Raw genomic sequence first — 17,659 nt, 5'->3', positions numbered from 1 at the left:
CGTTGCTTTCGGACCCTCATCGCGGCCCCACAAGCACCGTCGTTGCGAGGAGCTCTTGCGACGAAGCAATCCAGGCTGTCCCTCCGGAGACAGTCTGGATTGCTTTGTTTCGCTCGCGATGATGAATGGAGAGATCTGTGGGCTCAGAAGACCCGGATCGCGTTTCGCTCCATCCAGGCCACGAAGACGGCTTGTCGATTAGAACGGAACGCTCGACCACGCATTCGGTGTCGTCCTGGCCTAGCGCGCAATTGCGCGCGGGGGGCCAGGACCCATAACCCCAGGGAGAAGTTTGGCGAAGACTCGTCGTTCGGTACGCCCACCGAACGCAATCGATGGACCTCGCGGTATGGGTCATGGCCTTCGCCAGGACGACAGCGGAGAAGCTATTGCCGCCGGCGCTCCGGAGTCGCCGCCGGCTTCGGCGGCTCGGGCGGCGGGGCTGCTTGCGATGAGTTACTGGCGCCGAACAGCACGCGGGTGGGGTTGCGGTCAAAATTGTTCACGGCGCGGCTGATGTCGCCGAGGGTGCGGCGGCCGTCGGTCATCAATGCGCCGGAGCGCTTGTCGAAATCGTCAGCGAGTTCGCGGATCGACTTCACCGCCTGGAACAGCTCACCGCCGTCCTTGCCGCCGGCCAGCGTGTTGAGGCCGAGCATGAGGCTGTCGGCCTTGAGCATCACGCCGTCGACCTTGGCCATCACGCCGTCGATCTTCTCCGAGTTGCGCGCGAGCGAATTGGTGAAGGTCTCGAGATTCTTCAGCGAGTTCTTCACCGATTCCTGATTGTCGGCGACGATCTTGTTGATGTTCTGGAGCGTGCCGCGGATCGCCTCGGTGACGTCCTGGAGCTTGTTGGGATCGGCCGTCAGCGTCGGGATGCCGTCCTCGTCGAGCGGCGGCGCAGGCGCAGCTTCCTCGCCGCCCTTGAGCGAGATGGCGGCGACGCCGGTCAGGCCCTGGAATTCGAGGCCGACCAGGGTGTCCTTGCGGATCGGGGCGTTGTTCTCGACCATGGCGAGTGCGACAACCCGCCGCGGGTTGTCGAGCTTCACCGAGACCACCTCACCCACCCTGATACCGTTGAAATTGACGCTGCCGCCGTTGCGCAGGCCCGCCGCCGGGCCTTCGAACACGACGCGCAAGGGACTGCGCTGCTTGGTGGTGTGCAGCGACTGGAACCAGAGCACGAAGCCGATCGCCGCGGCGATCACCGCCAGCGTGAAAGACCCGATCAATACGTAATTCGCCCGCGTTTCCATCAGGTGCTCCGGCTACTCAACTCATGACCGCGCGGGCGCGCTTGCCATGGAAATACTGCCTCAGCCAGGGATGCTGCGAGGCCTGCATGTCGGCGATCGACCCTGCCGCAATGATCTTACCGTTCCCTAAAACGGCGATGCGGTCACATGCAGTGTAAAGGCTGTCGAGGTCGTGGGTTACCATGAAAACCGTCAGGCCCAAAGTGCGCTGGAGCGTTCTGACCAGCTCGTCGAAGTCGCCGGCGCCGATCGGGTCGAGACCCGAGGTCGGCTCGTCCAGGAATACGAGATCGGGATCGAGCGAGAGTGCACGCGCCAGCGCGACGCGCTTGATCATGCCGCCCGAGAGTTCCGAGGGGAAACGCTCGGCGACTTCAGGCTTGAGCCCGACCATGGCGAGCTTGGCCATGGTGATCTCGTCCATCAGCCGCTGCGAGACCCTGAGATATTCGCGCATCGGAAACTGGATGTTCTGCCGCACGGTGAGCGAGGAGAACAGCGCGCCCTGCTGAAACAGCACGCCCCAGCGCCGCTCGACGTTGCGCCGCTGCGCCGTATTGGAGGAATCGAGGTCGACGCCGAACACCTCGATGGAGCCCGCGACCTTCGGCACGAGGCCGATGATGGTGCGCGTCAGCACCGACTTGCCGGCGCCGGAAGGGCCGACGAAGCCCAGGATCTCGCCACGCTTGACGTCGAGGTTGAGGCCATCGAGCACGCGCGTCGCGCCGAACTGCACGGTGATGTCGCGGACGCGGATGATGGGATTTTGGATCTCGCTTTGAGCTTCTTTTGCCATCGTCACATCCCGATCGAGGCGAAGAAGATGGCGAACACGCCGTCCATGACGATGACGAAGAAGATACCCTTCACCACCGAGGCCGTCGTGTGTTGTCCCAGCGATTCCGCGCTGCCCTGCACGGCGAGCCCTTCGACGCAGGCGACGATGCCGATCACGGCGGCCATGACAGGCGCTTTCACGATGCCGACGATGAAATGATCGATCGAGATGGCATCGCGCAGGCGCAGCAAAAAGGCTTCGGGATCGACGCCGCCATAGAGCCAGGCGACGAGACCGCCGCCATAGAGCGCGGCCATGGCGCCGAGGAAGGCCAGGATCGGCAGCGCCAGCACCAGCGCCAGCATGCGCGGCAGCACCAGCACCTCGATCGGGTCGAAGCCCATGGTGCGCAGCGCGTCGATCTCCTCGCGCATCTTCATCGAACCGAGCTCGGCGGTGTAGGCGCTGCCCGAGCGGCCCGCGACCATGATCGCGACCAGCAGCACGCCGATCTCGCGCAGCACCAGGACGCCGAGCATGTCCACGACGAAGATGTCGGCGCCGAAGCGGCGGAAATGGAAGATGCCCTGTTGCGCGATGATGCAGCCGATCAGGAAGGTGATCAGCACGATGATCGGCACCGCGCGCCAGCAGACCTGCTCCATGTGGTGCACGGTCGAGGTCAGGCGGAACGAACGCGGATGGATCAGGATACGAAAGCCCGCCGCGAGCACCGCGCCGAGCATGTCGATCAGGCCTGCCACGGTGCCGCCGACGCCGGCCACGGCGCGGCCGATCTGCTCCAGCATGCCGGTGATGGTGATCGTGCTGGTCTCGATCACGGGCGTCGCCCGGACCCGCCGCACCTCGTCCACAAGGCTCGAATAATTGGCCGACAGCCCCGCGATCTGTGCCTCGACCGCGCCTTGCGTCAGGCTGCGGCGCAGCCGCTCGATCAGCCAGGCGCCGAAAGTGTCGAGCTTGGCGACCTCGGAGACGTCGATGAAGATGCTTTGCGGGCCGCCGGCAAGCTTCTCGGCATCGGCCACCATCCGCTCCAGGACCGGCGCGAAGCTCGCGGTCCAGGTTCCCGTGGCGCAGAGTGCCAGCGCATTGCCCTTGGCAATCCGTTCCAGTTTCGGATCGCCGCTCAAGATGTCCGCTCCCGCGCCGGGGCGCAAGAAACAGATGGAATCAGATAGTTGCGCACGCGCCCTTACCCAGAAAAGGTATCCCCAACTGGTTAATGTTAGTTGCTAGAGGTAACCAGCAGGTTCAGATTTCGCCAGAGTTCAAAATGACTTCCAGCAGAGTTCCTGCCCTGATTGCGCGAATCGAGCGCTTTCCCATCGCCGGCAGTTTCACGATCAGCCGGGGCGCCAAGACCGAGGCCGTCACGGTCGTGGCCGAAGTGAGCCGGAATGGCCTGACCGGCCGCGGCGAATGCGTGCCCTATCCCCGCTATGGCGAGACGCCGGAGGCGACCCTTGCCGCCATCCAGGCCATGCAGGCCGCCGTGGCGGACGGGATCACCCGGCAGGCCCTCCAGGCCGCCATGCCGCCTGGAGCTGCCCGCAACGCGCTGGATAGCGCCCTGATCGATCTGGAGGCCAAGGCGACGGGCTTGCGGGCCTGGAAGCTGCTCGACCGCCCGGTGCCGGGCGAGCGCACCACGGCCTACACGATTTCGTTAGGTACGCCCGAGGCCATGGCGGCCGCGACCGCCAGGGCCGCGCACCGGCCGCTGCTCAAGATCAAGCTCGGCGGCGACGGTGATCCTGAGCGGATCGCCGCGGTGCGCAAGGCTGCGCCCGAGTCCGAGCTGATCGTCGACGCCAACGAATCCTGGACCGAGGCCAATCTGGCGCACAATCTCGCCGCCTGCGACGCCGCCGGCGTCACCCTGGTGGAGCAGCCGCTGCCGGCAGGCAAGGACGAGGCGCTGGCGCGGATCAAGCGGCCGCTGATGGTCTGCGCCGACGAGAGCGTGCACGACCGCAACTCGCTCGCCCCGTTGCGGGATCGCTACGACGCCGTCAACATCAAGCTCGACAAGACCGGCGGCCTCACCGAGGCGCTGGCCATGGCGGATGCCGCGCAGGCACTCGGCTTCGAGATCATGATCGGCTGCATGGTCGCGACCTCGCTGTCGATGGCCCCCGCGATGCTGGTGACGCCGCAGGCGCGCTTCGTCGATCTCGACGGCCCGCTACTGCTGGCGCGCGATCGTGATCACGCCCTGCGCTATGACGACAGCCTGGTCTATCCGCCGGAGTCCTCGCTCTGGGGATGAGCCTTCAGCCGGTGCCGCGCCGACCAGATCACCAGCGCGCCGGCCGCGGCCATCCCCGCCATGACGTAGTACACACCCTCGCCAAAGCGGGCATAGATCGCGCCTGACGCGATCGAGGTCGCAGCGCCCAGCAGCCCGTTGCAGGCGGCGTAATAGCCCTGCCCGCGCGCGATCTGATGCGAGGGCACGCGCTGCACCAGGAGATTCATGGTGCCGAGGATGGTCATGCCGAAGCTGAGGCCGTGGCCGAGCTGGACGATCGCGAGCAGCGCGAGCGGCGGCTCGCTGGCGGTGACGATCCAGCGCAGCACGGCGCTCACGCCGCCGATCGCCATCAGCGTGGACGGATGCAGCGAGAAGCGCGGCGACAGCGCGAAGACGACGATCTCTGCGATCACGCCCAGCGTCCACAGGCCCGCGATCGTCAGCCCACTAAGGCCATGGAGCTGCCAGTTGATGGCCGAGAACGTGTAGAAGGCGATGTGGCTGCTCTGGATCAACGCCGCCGAGGCGATCACGGCCCAGAAGCCGGCATCGCGCAGCAGCGCCTTGCCGGCATGCGTCCCCGTCGTCCGCCGCCTGAGGTCGTCGAGCGGCCGCAAGCGCAGGCTGGCGAGCACCGCAACGACGGCCCACGCGACGATGACCCAGATCAGGTCGCGCGGCGCGATGCTGTCGACGAGATAGCCGCAGGCGAGCGATCCGGCGGCGAACGCCGCCGAGCCCCACAGCCGCAACGGTCCGTAGTCGAGTCCGTAGCGGGCGACGCCGCGCAGCGCATAGGCATCGGTCAGCGGCATCGTCGGCGTCCACATCATGCAGGTCAGCGCGTAGATCAGGAACAGCGCCAGCGGCTGCTGCTGCAGGCCGACGGCTGCAAATCCGATCGCCGTCGCCAGCACCGACACCATGATGCCGGCGCGAATGGCATGTCGCCTTTCGGCAAAGGCGGTGATCTGCGGCAGCGTGGTGAAGCGCGTGATCGCCGGCAGCGCGTTGATGAGGCCGATCCAGGCCGCGTCGATGCCGATCGCCTTCAGCCACACCGGGAAGAAGGGCATATGCGTGCCCAGGACCGCGAAGAACGCCGAGTAGAACAAGGCGAGGCTCACGGCGAATCGCCGCTTCACGGCCGCTGGTGTGGGGATTTGTGATTCGGGTGCCATCAAACCAATTGCGATTCGGTCGATATCGTGGTGATCGTTACTGTAACGCGCACTGATTTGCGCGACGAGATTGTCATGGCCAACGAAGCATTCGCCCTTTCGCCCATGTCTGCCCGCGCGGCCGAGCCGAACGAGCAGGATTACGACGCGATCCGCGAAGCCTTCATGGAGACCGCGCGCGGCCGCTGGTTCCTCGGCGAATACGCCAAGCGCAACCGCAACGCCGACACGCGCATGGTGCTCGATGCGGTCGCGAAGATCGAAGAAACCCTTGCGGCACAGCGACAACCCGTCGTCGAGGACCGTCTGCCCGAGGCGCTGGTGGAGATCCGCCGCGCCATCCGCGAGGCCGAGACGATCGCCATCGCGGCGTTCGATCCCGCGGCGATCGAGGCGAGCCTCGCCGCGATCCCGCGCGGCGTGCGCATCATCAAGGAGATCTCCTGGCGCTGGCGCGAGATCGGCGCCGACGGGCGAATCTGCGACCTCATTGATTCGCAGCTCGCCTCGATCGAGGCCGCCTGCGGCCAGATTTCGACCATCGACCCCCGCGTCGAGCTCAAGGTCGCCTTCGATCTCTTGAGGGATCGGGTCGACCAGACCGACGCTGACGGCGACACGGTGCCGCAAGCGGCGGTGCATCCTTCCCCGGCGCCGGTGCAGGAGGCGCCGCCGCCCGTCGCGGAAGCTCCGCCTGTCGAGACCGCGCCCGCGGCGATGACAAGCGAAGCGCCCGTGGCTTTTACGGAGCCGCCGCAGGACATCGCCGAGGCTGGCGCGCCCGAAGCCGCCGTTGAGACGTCCCTCGCCGCTGACGCGTTCGCCGCGACCGAGCAGGCGATGGACGTCGCCATCGCACCGGAGATCGCTGCCGAGAGCCAGATCCCTCTCGAAAGCCCCGCGCCCGAAGAGGAGGTCGCCGAACCCGCCGCGTTCGCGGAGGTGACCGACGAGTTCTCGCTCGACGCCGCGGCGGAAGCCGAGGACGAAGCCATCCTCGAGGCCATTGCGCTGGAGATGGCCGCGCCCGATCCGGAGTTCGACGAGATCATCGAGCCGGTCGAGATGGAAGCGGCCGTTCCCGAACCGATCGCCGCGGACGTCGCCGCCCCGATTGCAATGGAGATGCCGGAGCCGATCGCACCTGAGCCGGTCGTCGCTGCGGTCGCGGAAGAGCCCGTCGCCGACGCGCCGATCGCGATGGACTCGCTCGCGCGCCTCACCGACGCCATTGCCGAGGCCGCCGCCGAAGTGATGGAGCAGCCGGCCCCGGCCATGGCCGCCACGGCAACATTCGCCGCGGCACCGGCGACAACGCTGCCCATGCCCTCGCCCCTGTCGGCGTCCATGTCCGCGTCCTTGCCCGAGCCCTCGCTCGGCGCCACCATCCTCGCCAGCGGCATCCTGCAGAAGCCCCGCGCGCCGGCCAACGACCCGCTCGCACCGATCCGCCGCATGACCCAGGCCGAGAAGATCGCGTTCTTCTCGTAAGGGTGCGCTTGTCGCCACAACATCATTGCGAGCGCAGCGAGCAATCCAGAGTCTTTCCGCGGAGGGATTCTGGATTGCTTCGCTGCGCTCGCAATGACGGAACTGAGCAGCGAGCGTCACTCTATCACCGCGGTAATCGAGCGGAGGAACGCATCAGTGTATGTAGGAACTCACTAGAACCCGGTCATCACAACCATGCCCTCCACCTCAGACACCCTCACCCTTTGGCGTCCCGTTGGACCGAAAGAACTGGAGCTGATCCAGCAATCCGGCATGCGCGCGTTTCCGCCGCGCCTGCCGGACCAGCCGATCTTCTACCCGGTGCTGACCGAGGACTACGCCGTCAAGATCGCGCGCGACTGGAATGTTCCGGCGAGCGGCTCGGGCTTCGTGACGCGCTTTGCGGTCAAGCGCGACTTCATCGCGAAATACGACGTACAGGAGGCCGGCGGGCGCTCACATCTGGAGTACTGGATTCCGGCCGACGAGCTCGATGCGTTCAATGCCGCGATCGTCGGCTTGATCGAGGTCGTCCAAAGCTTCCCCTGAGCGCCGCCCGCCCCATCACCCGCAATTCCACACCGCGCCGATCGGCGTGCGCGTCCAGCACGGACCAAAACTGCCGCCGTTGTAGCGGCCGCCGCCGAAGCCGGGGCGGCCGAAATAGTGCCACTCGCCGTCCCAGCGGTAATATTGCGGAACCGGGTCGATGTACCAGTGACGGCGGTCGTTGCGCGCGAGGCGCCGCATCGCGTCCTTCTGCTTGTAGAGCGGAATGCTGTTGCTCAACGGCTGACGATAGCCCGGCAGGAAGCCGTAGCCCTTCCAGACCGGCTTGGGACGCTTTTGCACGGGCTCGGCGGGCGCGACAGCCGGCAGCAGCGACAGGATGACAGCAACGAATAGACACACAAGGCGAGACATCGATCGACCATAGACGCTCGCCTGTTCGAAGGCCATTCAAATTCGAGTGCAGGCTGATCGTCGCCATGCACAGGATCATCGCACACGATGATCGCATCCGCTTTGCGTCAAGCCGTGCGTCGATCGAACGCAGCCACCCTAGCTGATCACGCCCTTCCTGATCAGGAAGCATCCATAACCCCTGCTGTCGCCGACCTGCACGACACCAAAGCCCATCGCCGCTGCGCGATAGAAATCCGGCCGCGAGAGCTTGCCGGGCGCAACGGCGCGGCCAACGGCACGCCCGATCTCGGCGAGCACCGCGCGCTGCACGTCGGGCACGCGATCGGGATCGTCGACCGGCATCATCACGCGCACCGGATCGGGATCGAAATCGTCGAGCGGATACACCGACATGATGGCGCGCATGGCGGTCTCCATGCTCATGCCCGGCAACCGGATCAGGCGCTGCGACGTCGTGCTCTGCGCAATGCGGGTTGCGGGATGATTGGCGTCGACGAAAACGAGGTCGTCGCCATGGCCCATGGCGGCGAGCAGCCAGAGCAGGTCGGGCGTCAGGATCGGATCGATCGATTTCAGCATGTGCTCACCATGACAGGGTTCCAAGCGTGATTCAGATCACGCAGCCTACCATGGTGATGGCGATCACGGACCACGCCCTCGAACGCGGCCAAGCTTCCTCGCAACCAATCTCGCATCGAGATCAGTGCCAAAGGAGCACGCCATGTTCCGCCTAAAGCCTTTCCTGATGACTGCGGGTCTGTTGGGAAGCCTGTTTGGCTTCGCCTGCGGCCCTGTTTCCGCGCAAGTCGCCCCGGTCCAGCCGGCCCCCACCGCACTGCAAGGCCCGGAGCAGCGGGTCGCGCTGGTGATCGGCAATTCGAACTACCAGAATGCGCCGCAGCTCGAAAACCCCGACAACGACGCCCAGTCGATGGCGAAGTTCCTGAATTCGGCCGGCTTCGAGGTGGTCGCTGCGACCGACCTGACCCAGAACGACATGCTCCGCGTGGTGCAGGACTTCTCCGCTAAAGTGTCCGCGCGTGGTCCGAACACGGTGGCGATGGTCTATTATGCCGGTCACGGCGTACAGCTCGCCGGCGAGAACTATCTCGTTCCCGTCGACGCCAAGGTGTCGAGCCAGACCGAGCTCGTCAACAACTCGGTGCGTCTGGTCGACGTGATGTCGACGCTGGAGACGATCCCGAGCCGGATGCGCATCGTCATCCTCGACGCCTGCCGCAACAACCCGTTCCCGAGCGTGAACGACGCCGGCCGCGGCCTTGCCATCGTCGATGCGCCGAACGGCTCGATCGTCGGTTACTCGACCGCACCGGGCGCGGAAGCGCTCGACGGCACCGGCGGCCACAGCCCCTATACGCAGGCCTTCCTGAACGTCGCACGCGAGCCCAACGTGCCGATCGAACAGCTGTTCAAGCGCGTGCGTCTCGAAGTGAACCAGACCACCAGCGGCGCGCAGATCCCGTGGGAGAGCTCCTCGCTCACGTCAGACTTCACCTTCTTCGGCGACACCGCCGTGGCCGCCAACCGCGCACCGGTGAGCACGCCGGTCGTGCAGATGGCCGCCAACCTGCCGAGCCGCTCGACCCGCCAGGCCTATGACTACGTCGTGTCCGAGGGCCGGCCGGAATACTATCAGGAGTTCATCCAGATGTATCCGCACGACCCGCTGTGCGACCACATCCGCTGGCTGCTCTCGAACCTCCTGATCTCGCAGGCCTGGCACAAGGCGGTGCTCGCGAACTCGCCGCTCGGCTACCAGACCTTCTACGACAGCTACGGCAGCAGCCCCTATGCTGTGTCCGCGCTGAAGCTCGCAGCGCAGCCGAAGCTGGTCCCCCTGATGCAGGCGACCAAGTTCCTGGCGCCGCAGAACATTGCCCCGACCTTCAAGATCGGCAATCTCGGCCAGCCCAAATACATGCCCTTGCAGCAGGGTAATGGTGGCGGCCAGATGGGCGGCAACCTTCCGGTCGTGCAGAAGCCTGTCGACGGCAACGTCATCGGCAAGCTCGGCAATGGCGGCCAGATCAATGGTCAGGTCAATGGTCAGGTCGGCAACCTCCCGGCCGGCAACACCCAGCCGAACGGCACGCCGTCGCAGACCCCGGGCAAGATCGTCACCCTGCCCGCGCCGACCAACACGACCAACAACAACGGCGGCATCGGCAAAATCGTGACCTTGCCCGCGACCAACAACACGCAGACCGGCGGCAACAATGCCGGCACCGGCAACGGCACGACCAAAGGCTCGACCAACGGCACTCCTGGCAAGATCGTGAGCATGCCGGTGAATGTCGGCAAGGGCGGCACGAATGTCGACGTGAAGCCTGTCCAGACGCAGAACAACCCGATCCGCGTCAATAACGGCAACACCGGCATCGTGAAGCTCAACAACAACCCGGTGAACAAGGTGCAGGTCCAGAACCAGCAGAACAACCGCCCGCAGCTCAACACGACCAACCGCACGGTCAGCAATAGCGGCAACAACTTCCGCCAGTCGATGAACCAGGCCCCGAGCATGGGCGGCGGCAACAATCACCGCGGCTTCATGCACTAATCGCGGCGAGCCGTACAACGACACAGGGGGCAGAGCGGAAACGCTCTGCCCCCTCTTCATCTTCGTGGTATGAAGCTCTACGGGCCGGCTAGAACCGCACCGCTGCGATAGTCAAAAAGGTACACTGATCGATTGAAATCGATGACCTCAATGCCGTTAGCCAGGCATCTGAACCCTTCCGAGAAAATGTCTGCGCCTGTTGCACTCCAAATCTCATCGCCTGTCAGGGACAGACGAGAAATCTGTACTTCACCGTGGGATATGAGCGCTTCGTGAGGGCGATCCCAATACACGCCGAAGCATGTCGCCGGATCAACGCGTCGCGACCACGCCCTCGAACCTGTCGCAAGGTCCAAGCAGACCACTCGGTCACCCACCGCGAGATATAGATGACGATCCACTTCGACGGCGGAGTGTTGATGGATGCCAGAACGCCCTCCGCTGGCGGCAAAGACCGCGGACCACTTCCCGTCGGCCTTCACTCCGTGAACGGAGTTGAGATCAGCGCCGTCAAGACGGATTTCCGCATCGTACTTTCGCAGATGATCCGCGGAGCCGAACGAATATGTCGGCTCATCGACAATCTCTATTTGGCCCTCGCGGGTCTCTAGAACGAGGCTACGCTGCAGTGCCAGCCTCCCCGAAGATTAGGCCACCAGCTCGGCGAACAGATCGGCATCCACGTTGCCGCCCGACAGCACAATGACGACGTTCTTTCCGGCAACGTCGAGACGTCCCGCAAGCAGCGCAGCGAGGCCCACGGCGCCGCCCGGCTCGACCACCAGCTTCAGCTCGCGATAGGCAAAGGCGACGGCGGCGCCGACTTCCTTGTCTGATGCCGTCACGCCACGCGCGAGCAGCTTGCTGTTGATCGCAAACGTCATCTCGCCGGGGATCAGCGCCATCAGCGCGTCGCAGATGGTGCGGCCCGCGGGCGGATGCGGTTCGCGATGGCCGGCGGTCAGCGAAATGCCGTGATCGTCGAATGCCTCGGGCTCGGCCACCACGATCTCGGCTAGCGGATAGCGCGCCTTCACGGCCGTTGCGACGCCCGCGATCAGGCCCCCGCCGGAGGCCGGCGCCACCACGATGTCGGGGCTGAGGCCCAGCGTTGCCATGTCCTCCGCGATCTCGCGGCCGGCGGTGCCCTGCCCCGCGATCACGAAGGGATCGTCATAGGGCCTGACCAGCGTCGCGCCGCGCTTCTCGGCGATGCCGCGCGAGATCGCTTCGCGGTCGTCGCGGTCGCGATCGTAGAGCACGACTTCGGCGCCGTAGGATTTGGTGCGCTCGCGCTTCGACAGCGGCGCATCCGCAGGCATCACGATGGTCGCCTGCATGTCGAGGATCTTTGCCGCGGCCGCCACGCCCTGGGCGTGGTTGCCGGAGGAGAACGCGACGACGCCGCCGGCGCGCTTGTCCTGCGGGATCGAGAACACCTTGTTGAAGGCGCCGCGGAACTTGAAGGAGCCGGTGCGCTGGAGCATCTCCGGCTTCAGGAACACTTTGGCACCGACGCGCTCATTGAGCACGGGAAAGGACAACAGCGGGGTGCGGATGGCGTAGGGCGCGATTACGCGCGCTGCGGCATCGATGTCGGCAGGGCCGATCGGGAGGAGCTGTTCGGTCATGGCGGAATGTTATCGCGGCCGATGAGGCCCGGGCAAGACACCTCCGCGAGAGGATTTTGCCTCTCAGGCGACGAAGCGCGGCTGTTCCGCGCCGGTCCGGCCGGGCAGCACGGCCCCAACCGCCTGGATACTGTCCACGAACGCCCGGGCCGAGGCTTCCCGGTGTAATTGGCGGCGAACGCGACGCAGTCCTGCCGGGAGACGCCGAGCGCGGCGAAGCAGGCGTTGCGCAGGTCGTGATCGAGGGCGCCGACCGGGGCATCGCCGATCACGTCGCGGGGTCCCTTCACCGGGAAGGCGGCCACCGGCAGGCCGCTCGCGAGCGCTTCCAGCAGGACCAGGCCGAACGTGTCGGTCTTGCTGGGGAATACGAACACGTCGGCGGCCGCATAGATTTCCGCCAGCGCATCGCCGTGCTTCTCGCCGAGGAAGATCGCATCGGGATAGGCTTCTTCGAGCGAGGCACGCGCCGGGCCGTCGCCGACGATGACCTTGGTGCCGGGCAGATCGAGGTCGAGGAACGCCTCGAGATTCTTCTCCACCGCGACCCGGCCGACCGACAGGAACACCGGCGCCGGCAGGCAGAGGTCGATGGCGCGGGGATGAAACAGCTGGGTGTCGACGCCGCGCGGCCACAGCACCACGTTGTCAAAGCCGCGTTCGCCGAGCTCGCGGGCGAGCGCAGGCGTTGCCGCCATCACGGCGCGGCTGGGCGCATGGAAGCGGCGCAGCGCCCGCCAGATCAGCGAGCCCGGAACCGGCACGCGGGCGCGGACATATTCGGGAAAGCGGGTGTGGAAGCTGGTCGTGAACGGCAGCTTGCGCTGGCGGCAGTAGCGGCGGACCATCAGGCCGATCGGCCCTTCGGTCGCGATGTGGATGCTGTCCGGGCGCGCATCCTCGATCAGCTTCGCGATTCTGGCGGGACGCGGCATCGCCAGCCGCACGTCGCGATAGCTTGGCATCGCGAAGGTGCGGAACGATTGCGGCGTCAGGAACGTGAACGTGACGCCAAGACCTTCGACGCGAAGCGTCTCGGCGGCGTCAGCGAGCTTGGTCAGCGTCCGAACCACACCGTTGACTTGCGGGTGCCAGGCGTCGGTCGCGACCAGGATGCGCATCATTCAGCTCTCGTCATGCAGCTCGTGCTGCGACCTGCGGAACTTCCGCCGGCTTCTGCAAATGGTCCGCCCAGGTGATGATCTCGAAATGGCCGTCGTCGTGTTCGACCAGCGCGGTACAGCTCTCGACCCAGTCGCCGCAATTCATGTAGCGGATGCCGGCCTCGTCGCGGATCACCGCGTAGTGGATGTGGCCGCAGATCACGCCGTCGGCGTCGTGGCGCCGCGCCTCGGCGGCGAGCGCCTGCTCGAACGCGCCGATATAGTTGACGGCGTTCTTGACCTTCTGCTTGGCCCATTGCGACAGCGACCAATAGGGCACCTTGAACATGCGCCGGAAGAAGTTGACGAAGCGATTCATCTGGATCGCGAAGTCGTAGGCCTTGTCGCCGAGATGGGCGAGCCAGCGCGCGTTCTGCACCACGAGATCGAAGATGTCGCCGTGGATGACGAGATAACGCTTGCCGTCCACGCCGGTGTGGACGGTGTTCTCGACGACGTCGATGCCGCCGAAATGCGTGCCGTAATAATTGCGCAGGAACTCGTCGTGATTGCCGGGGATGTAGATGACCTTGGCGCCCTTGCGCGCCTTGCGCAAAAGCTTCTGGACGAGGTCGTTATGCGACTGCGGCCAGTGCCAGCTCGACTTCAACGCCCAGCCGTCGACGATGTCGCCGACGAGGTAGATCGTGTCGGCATCATGGTAACGCAGGAAGTCGAGCAGAAGGTCGGCTTGAGAACCGCGGGCTCCGAGATGAACGTCGGAGATGAACAACGTGCGAAAGCGCCGCTCGGGGCTCTCGTCACTCACATCGTAACTTCCCATGCGCCAGCCTGTAACAATGTCCCGTGACAGGGGGATGACCAATTGAACCTTTGAGGCACCTTCAAATACGAATCACGCCTTGCCTCGCCCTCCCTGCGAATATCAGTCGCATGCGACAATCAGGCGACATGGCACGGCAGCGGCTACCGGAACCGCGGAACGGCAACGAGGATGATGAAATTTGCCCCGGTCGGCTCTTACCCTCCCCTGGAGGGGGACGGTCGATCGCGCGCAGCGCGAGCGGGGTGGGGTGATCTCTCAACACGGGCACTGTTGGTTGCGGAGAGACCGTCACCCCACCCCGTCTCACATTTTCGCTGCGCTCAATGTGAGCCGACCCTCCCCCTCCAGGGGAGGGTGAAACGGGCCGCCGCACGGACTGTCCTGAACGGAAAAACGGCAGCGGTTCTGCGCACCGCTGGTGCACACTCCCGGCAGCGTCAGTAAAACCTGTGGAAATGGTGGATCGGCCCGTGGCCGTGACCGACGCTGAAACGGTCGGCGGCTGCGATCGCGGCGCTGATCCAGGCCTTGGCATTGCGCACGGCCGGCTCGAGAGCTTCGCCCCTGGCGAGCCCGGCCGCGACCGCCGAGGACAGCGAGCAGCCGGTGCCATGGGTGTTGCGCGTGGCAATGCGCGGCGCGGCAAGCGCAATCGTTTTCCGGGCATCAACGAGATAGTCGATGCTCTCGGCGCCCTCGCCGTGCCCGCCCTTGATCAGGACCGCGCGGCAGCCCAGCGCCAGCAGCCGGCGCCCCTGGCTTTCGATCTCGGCCTCGCTTGCCGCGACCGGCTCGCCGAGCAGCGCCGCGGCCTCCGGCAGGTTCGGCGTGATCACCGAGGCCAGCGGCATCAGCCTGATGCGCAGAGCATCGACGGCCTCGGACGCCAGCAGGCGATCGCCCGATGTCGCCACCATCACGGGATCGAGCACCACATGCCCCGGCTTCCAGCGCGACAGCGCGGCCGCAATCGCATCGATGCTGGCAGCCTGCGCCACCATGCCGATCTTCACCGCGCCGATGTCGAGGTCGGAGAACACGGAGTCGATCTGCGCGGTGACGAACTCGGCGGGCACCGCGTGAATGCCGGTGACGCCCCTGGTGTTCTGCGCCGTCAGCGCCGTGATGGCAGAGGCGCCATAGACGCCGAGCGCGGCAAAGGTCTTGAGGTCGGCCTGGATGCCGGCGCCGCCACTCGAATCCGAGCCGGCGATGGTGAGTGCGACCGGGGTCGTCATCGCGGGATACATCTGGTTGATACGGACACCGCCATAGCCTGTCCTACATCGCCTGTCCTAGCGCGACCGTGGAACGCCAGCAAGCGCTGGCGGGGGTGATTCGCGACGGGGGCAGGCCTTTGCGAATCAAGTGAACGCGATCGGGCGCGGCATGGGCCTGCAAAACGGAGTCTTGCCATAGCCTTGAGGCTGCCCCTTGGCGTTCACACCGATGAGTGCGAGTCTAGGCGGTGGAATCGTCCAGCGACACCAATGTTGCGGGCCGGCCCCGGCCCGCACGTCCCCCGGGGTGGAACCATGTGGGCCTTTTTCGAACGTCTCCTCGACTCGTCGATGCTTTCGCCGCACGGCATCTGCCTGTTGTGGGAGCCCGAGCTGATCTGGCTTCACGTCGTCTCCGACGCCTGCATCGCCGTCGCCTATTTCTCGATCCCGTTTGCCCTCGCCATCCTCGTCACCAAGCGGCGCGATCTCAAGTTCGGCTGGGTCTACTGGGCGTTCGCGATCTTCATCATGGCGTGCGGTCTCACCCATGTGCTGTCGATCTACACCCTCTGGGTTCCGGTCTATGGCATCGAGGGCATCGTCAAGGCGATGACCGCGGTCGCTTCCGTGGTCACGGCCGGCGCGCTCTGGCCGCTGCTGCCGAAGATCCTGGCGATTCCCTCCCCGTTCGAGCTCCGGCAGGTCCAGGCCGCGCTCGAGGAAGAGGAAATCAAGAGCCGGGACGCGACGCTGCTGCTCCAGCAGGTAAGCGACGCACAGCGCGCAATGCGCGAGAGCGTGACGCGCCTCACCGCAATCGTCGAGACCGCGGTCGATGGGGTCATGCTGTTCGATGCGCAGGACCGCATCCTGCTGTTCAATCCGGCCTGCGAGCGATTGTTCGGCTACCGCGCCGACGAGGTGATGAACCGGAGCGTCAGGATGCTGATGCCCGAGGCGGGCGCCGTGCGCGACGGCCACGCAGGACATTTCGCGACCGCCGGCGAGGCCATCGGCCTGCGCAAGGACGGATCGACCTTTGCGATGGACGTGTCGGTCGGCAAGGCGCGGCAGGATGGCGAACTGATCTTCGTCGGCATCGTCCACGACCTGACCATGCGCAAGCTGACCGAGCAGCAGCTGCAGCAGGCGCAGAAGATGGAGACGGTCGGCCAGCTCTCCGGCGGAATCGCCCATGACTTCAACAATCTGCTGACGGTCATCATCGGCAACGCCGAGCATCTGAGCGAGCAGCTCAAGGCCAGGCCCGACCTGCGGCGGTTCTCCGAGGATATTTGCCTCTCGGGCGAACGGGGCGCTGAGCTGACGCAGCGACTGCTCGCATTCAGCCGCCGCCAGCTGCTGCAGCCTCAGACGATCGATTGCCGCGGCCTGCTGGAGTCCATGTTCAAGCTGCTCAAGCGCACCTTGCGCGAAAACATCGAGATCCGGACGACCTCCGGGCCCGGCACGATCATGGCCTTTGCGGACCGCGCCCAGCTCGAATCCGCCGTGCTGAACCTTGCGCTCAACGCCCAGGATGCCATGCCGGCCGGAGGACATCTGACGCTGAGCACCGAGCTGGCCGCGATCGACGACGACTATCGCGCCCTTCACCCTGAAGTGGCATCCGGCAGCTACGCGTTGATCTCGGTCACCGACGACGGCGAAGGCATGACGCCTGATATCATCGAGCGCGCGTTCGAGCCGTTCTTCACCACCAAGGAAGTCGGCAAGGGCTCGGGCCTCGGCCTCAGCATGGTCTACGGCTTCGCAAAACAATCCAATGGCCATGTCTCGATCTACAGCGAGACGGACCTTGGAACGACGGTCCGGATCTACCTGCCGCGCACCGAGGCGGGACACTCACTGACCGATCTTTCGGACGGCGAGGACTCAGCGCCGCGCGGATACGAGACGATCCTGGTCGCCGAGGACGATCCGTTCGTCCGCTCCTCCGCCATTCGCAGGGTCGAAGCTCTCGGATATCGCGTCGTTGCCGCGGTCAACGGCAAGGAGGCGCTGCAGCTGCTGCGCACCGACCCCAGCATCGACATGCTGTTCACCGATATCGTGATGCCGGGCGGCATGAGCGGCTGGGAGCTCGCCGATCAGGCCCGGCGCATTCGTCCCGGTCTGCCGGTCCTGTACACCTCGGGCTACGCGCTGGACACCCTGGTCGAGCAGGGCCGCGCCCATGCGCAATCGGTCCTTCTGACCAAGCCCTATCGCAAGGTCGAGCTCGCCCAGCGCATCAGGGATGCGTTCGCCGCGGCGGTCGTCACCACCTAGGACGGCCGCCGCAGGTTCCTCACCATGAGTTTCGGTATCTCGCCGCAAAATGCGACCTCATCCCG

General features: G+C 65.6%; 15 protein-coding genes and 1 pseudogene. 6 read left to right on the top strand and 10 right to left on the bottom strand.

The genetic code is table 11. From position 1 onward, the window contains the following. Positions 1–386: 386 nt before the first annotated feature. Genes RAD15_RS13025 through RAD15_RS13015 form a run of 3 tightly spaced genes read right to left on the bottom strand, consistent with a single transcriptional unit; the run spans position 387 to position 3,197 of the window. The gene (locus tag RAD15_RS13025; RefSeq protein WP_458177933.1) at positions 387–1,262 is read right to left on the bottom strand and encodes an MlaD family protein; all 876 of its coding nucleotides are present in this window, start codon (positions 1,260–1,262) and stop codon (positions 387–389) included. Between the two features lie 16 nt (positions 1,263–1,278). Next, positions 1,279–2,061, bottom strand: a complete 783-nt coding sequence (locus RAD15_RS13020) for an ABC transporter ATP-binding protein (protein WP_458177931.1) — start codon at positions 2,059–2,061, stop codon at positions 1,279–1,281. Between the two features lie 2 nt (positions 2,062–2,063). Beyond that, entirely contained in the window at positions 2,064–3,197 is a 1,134-nt protein-coding gene (locus tag RAD15_RS13015) for an MlaE family ABC transporter permease (protein ID WP_458177929.1), read from the bottom strand. A gap of 143 nt (positions 3,198–3,340) precedes the next feature. Between RAD15_RS13015 and dgcA the strand changes: the two genes are divergently transcribed. Next, positions 3,341–4,336, top strand: coding sequence for an N-acetyl-D-Glu racemase DgcA (dgcA, locus tag RAD15_RS13010; protein ID WP_458177927.1), 996 nt, complete (start codon positions 3,341–3,343; stop codon positions 4,334–4,336). On the opposite strand, the gene RAD15_RS13005 is transcribed toward dgcA, so the two are convergent. Continuing rightward, positions 4,306–5,502, bottom strand: coding sequence for an MFS transporter (locus RAD15_RS13005; protein ID WP_458177925.1), 1,197 nt, complete (start codon positions 5,500–5,502; stop codon positions 4,306–4,308). The genes dgcA and RAD15_RS13005 overlap by 31 nt on opposite strands. A 75-nt stretch (positions 5,503–5,577) precedes the next feature. Here RAD15_RS13005 and RAD15_RS13000 point away from each other — a divergent pair, with 75 nt between their 5' ends. Together RAD15_RS13000 and RAD15_RS12995 are read left to right on the top strand one after the other, a co-directional pair. Further along, a complete protein-coding gene (locus RAD15_RS13000) occupies positions 5,578–6,993 on the top strand; it encodes a hypothetical protein (RefSeq protein WP_458177923.1) in 1,416 nt (471 codons plus the stop codon). A gap of 195 nt (positions 6,994–7,188) precedes the next feature. Beyond that, entirely contained in the window at positions 7,189–7,542 is a 354-nt protein-coding gene (locus tag RAD15_RS12995) for an ADP-ribosylation/crystallin J1 (protein ID WP_458177921.1), read from the top strand. Between the two features lie 15 nt (positions 7,543–7,557). On the opposite strand, the gene RAD15_RS12990 is transcribed toward RAD15_RS12995, so the two are convergent. Together RAD15_RS12990 and RAD15_RS12985 are read right to left on the bottom strand one after the other, a co-directional pair. Further along, the gene (locus RAD15_RS12990) at positions 7,558–7,917 is read right to left on the bottom strand and encodes a hypothetical protein (protein WP_458178012.1); all 360 of its coding nucleotides are present in this window, start codon (positions 7,915–7,917) and stop codon (positions 7,558–7,560) included. 138 nt (positions 7,918–8,055) lie between these two features. Beyond that, on the bottom strand, positions 8,056–8,499 hold the full coding sequence (locus tag RAD15_RS12985; RefSeq protein WP_458177919.1) for an RbsD/FucU family protein: 444 nt from the start codon (positions 8,497–8,499) through the stop codon (positions 8,056–8,058). Positions 8,500–8,641: 142 nt separating this feature from the next. On the opposite strand from RAD15_RS12985, the gene RAD15_RS12980 reads away from it, so the two are divergent. Both RAD15_RS12980 and RAD15_RS12975 read left to right on the top strand, forming a co-directional pair. Then, positions 8,642–10,498, top strand: coding sequence for a caspase family protein (locus RAD15_RS12980; RefSeq protein ID WP_458177917.1), 1,857 nt, complete (start codon positions 8,642–8,644; stop codon positions 10,496–10,498). Between the two features lie 389 nt (positions 10,499–10,887). Then, positions 10,888–11,109 carry a hypothetical protein gene (locus RAD15_RS12975; protein ID WP_458177915.1) on the top strand — a complete coding sequence of 74 codons (222 nt, stop codon included), beginning with the start codon at positions 10,888–10,890 and terminating at the stop codon, positions 11,107–11,109. A 36-nt stretch (positions 11,110–11,145) separates the two neighbouring features. Here RAD15_RS12975 and RAD15_RS12970 read toward each other — a convergent pair whose 3' ends face one another. The 4 genes and pseudogenes from RAD15_RS12970 to thiD form a co-directional block, all read right to left on the bottom strand. After that, positions 11,146–12,129 carry a threonine/serine dehydratase gene (locus tag RAD15_RS12970; RefSeq protein ID WP_458177913.1) on the bottom strand — a complete coding sequence of 328 codons (984 nt, stop codon included), beginning with the start codon at positions 12,127–12,129 and terminating at the stop codon, positions 11,146–11,148. A 63-nt stretch (positions 12,130–12,192) separates the two neighbouring features. Beyond that, positions 12,193–13,250, bottom strand: a pseudogene (locus RAD15_RS12965) (glycosyltransferase family 4 protein). Between the two features lie 13 nt (positions 13,251–13,263). After that, positions 13,264–14,076, bottom strand: coding sequence for a UDP-2,3-diacylglucosamine diphosphatase (locus RAD15_RS12960; RefSeq protein WP_458177911.1), 813 nt, complete (start codon positions 14,074–14,076; stop codon positions 13,264–13,266). Between the two features lie 440 nt (positions 14,077–14,516). Next, positions 14,517–15,317, bottom strand: a complete 801-nt coding sequence (gene thiD / locus RAD15_RS12955) for a bifunctional hydroxymethylpyrimidine kinase/phosphomethylpyrimidine kinase (RefSeq protein WP_458177909.1) — start codon at positions 15,315–15,317, stop codon at positions 14,517–14,519. Positions 15,318–15,614: 297 nt separating this feature from the next. On the opposite strand from thiD, the gene RAD15_RS12950 reads away from it, so the two are divergent. Continuing rightward, positions 15,615–17,594: a PAS domain S-box protein gene (locus RAD15_RS12950; protein ID WP_458177907.1), complete on the top strand. Its 1,980-nt coding sequence runs from the start codon at positions 15,615–15,617 to the stop codon at positions 17,592–17,594. Positions 17,595–17,659 lie beyond the last annotated feature (65 nt).

The organism is Bradyrhizobium sp. 14AA, from assembly GCF_054185205.1.
This window is presented reverse-complemented; position numbering and strand designations above follow the sequence as displayed.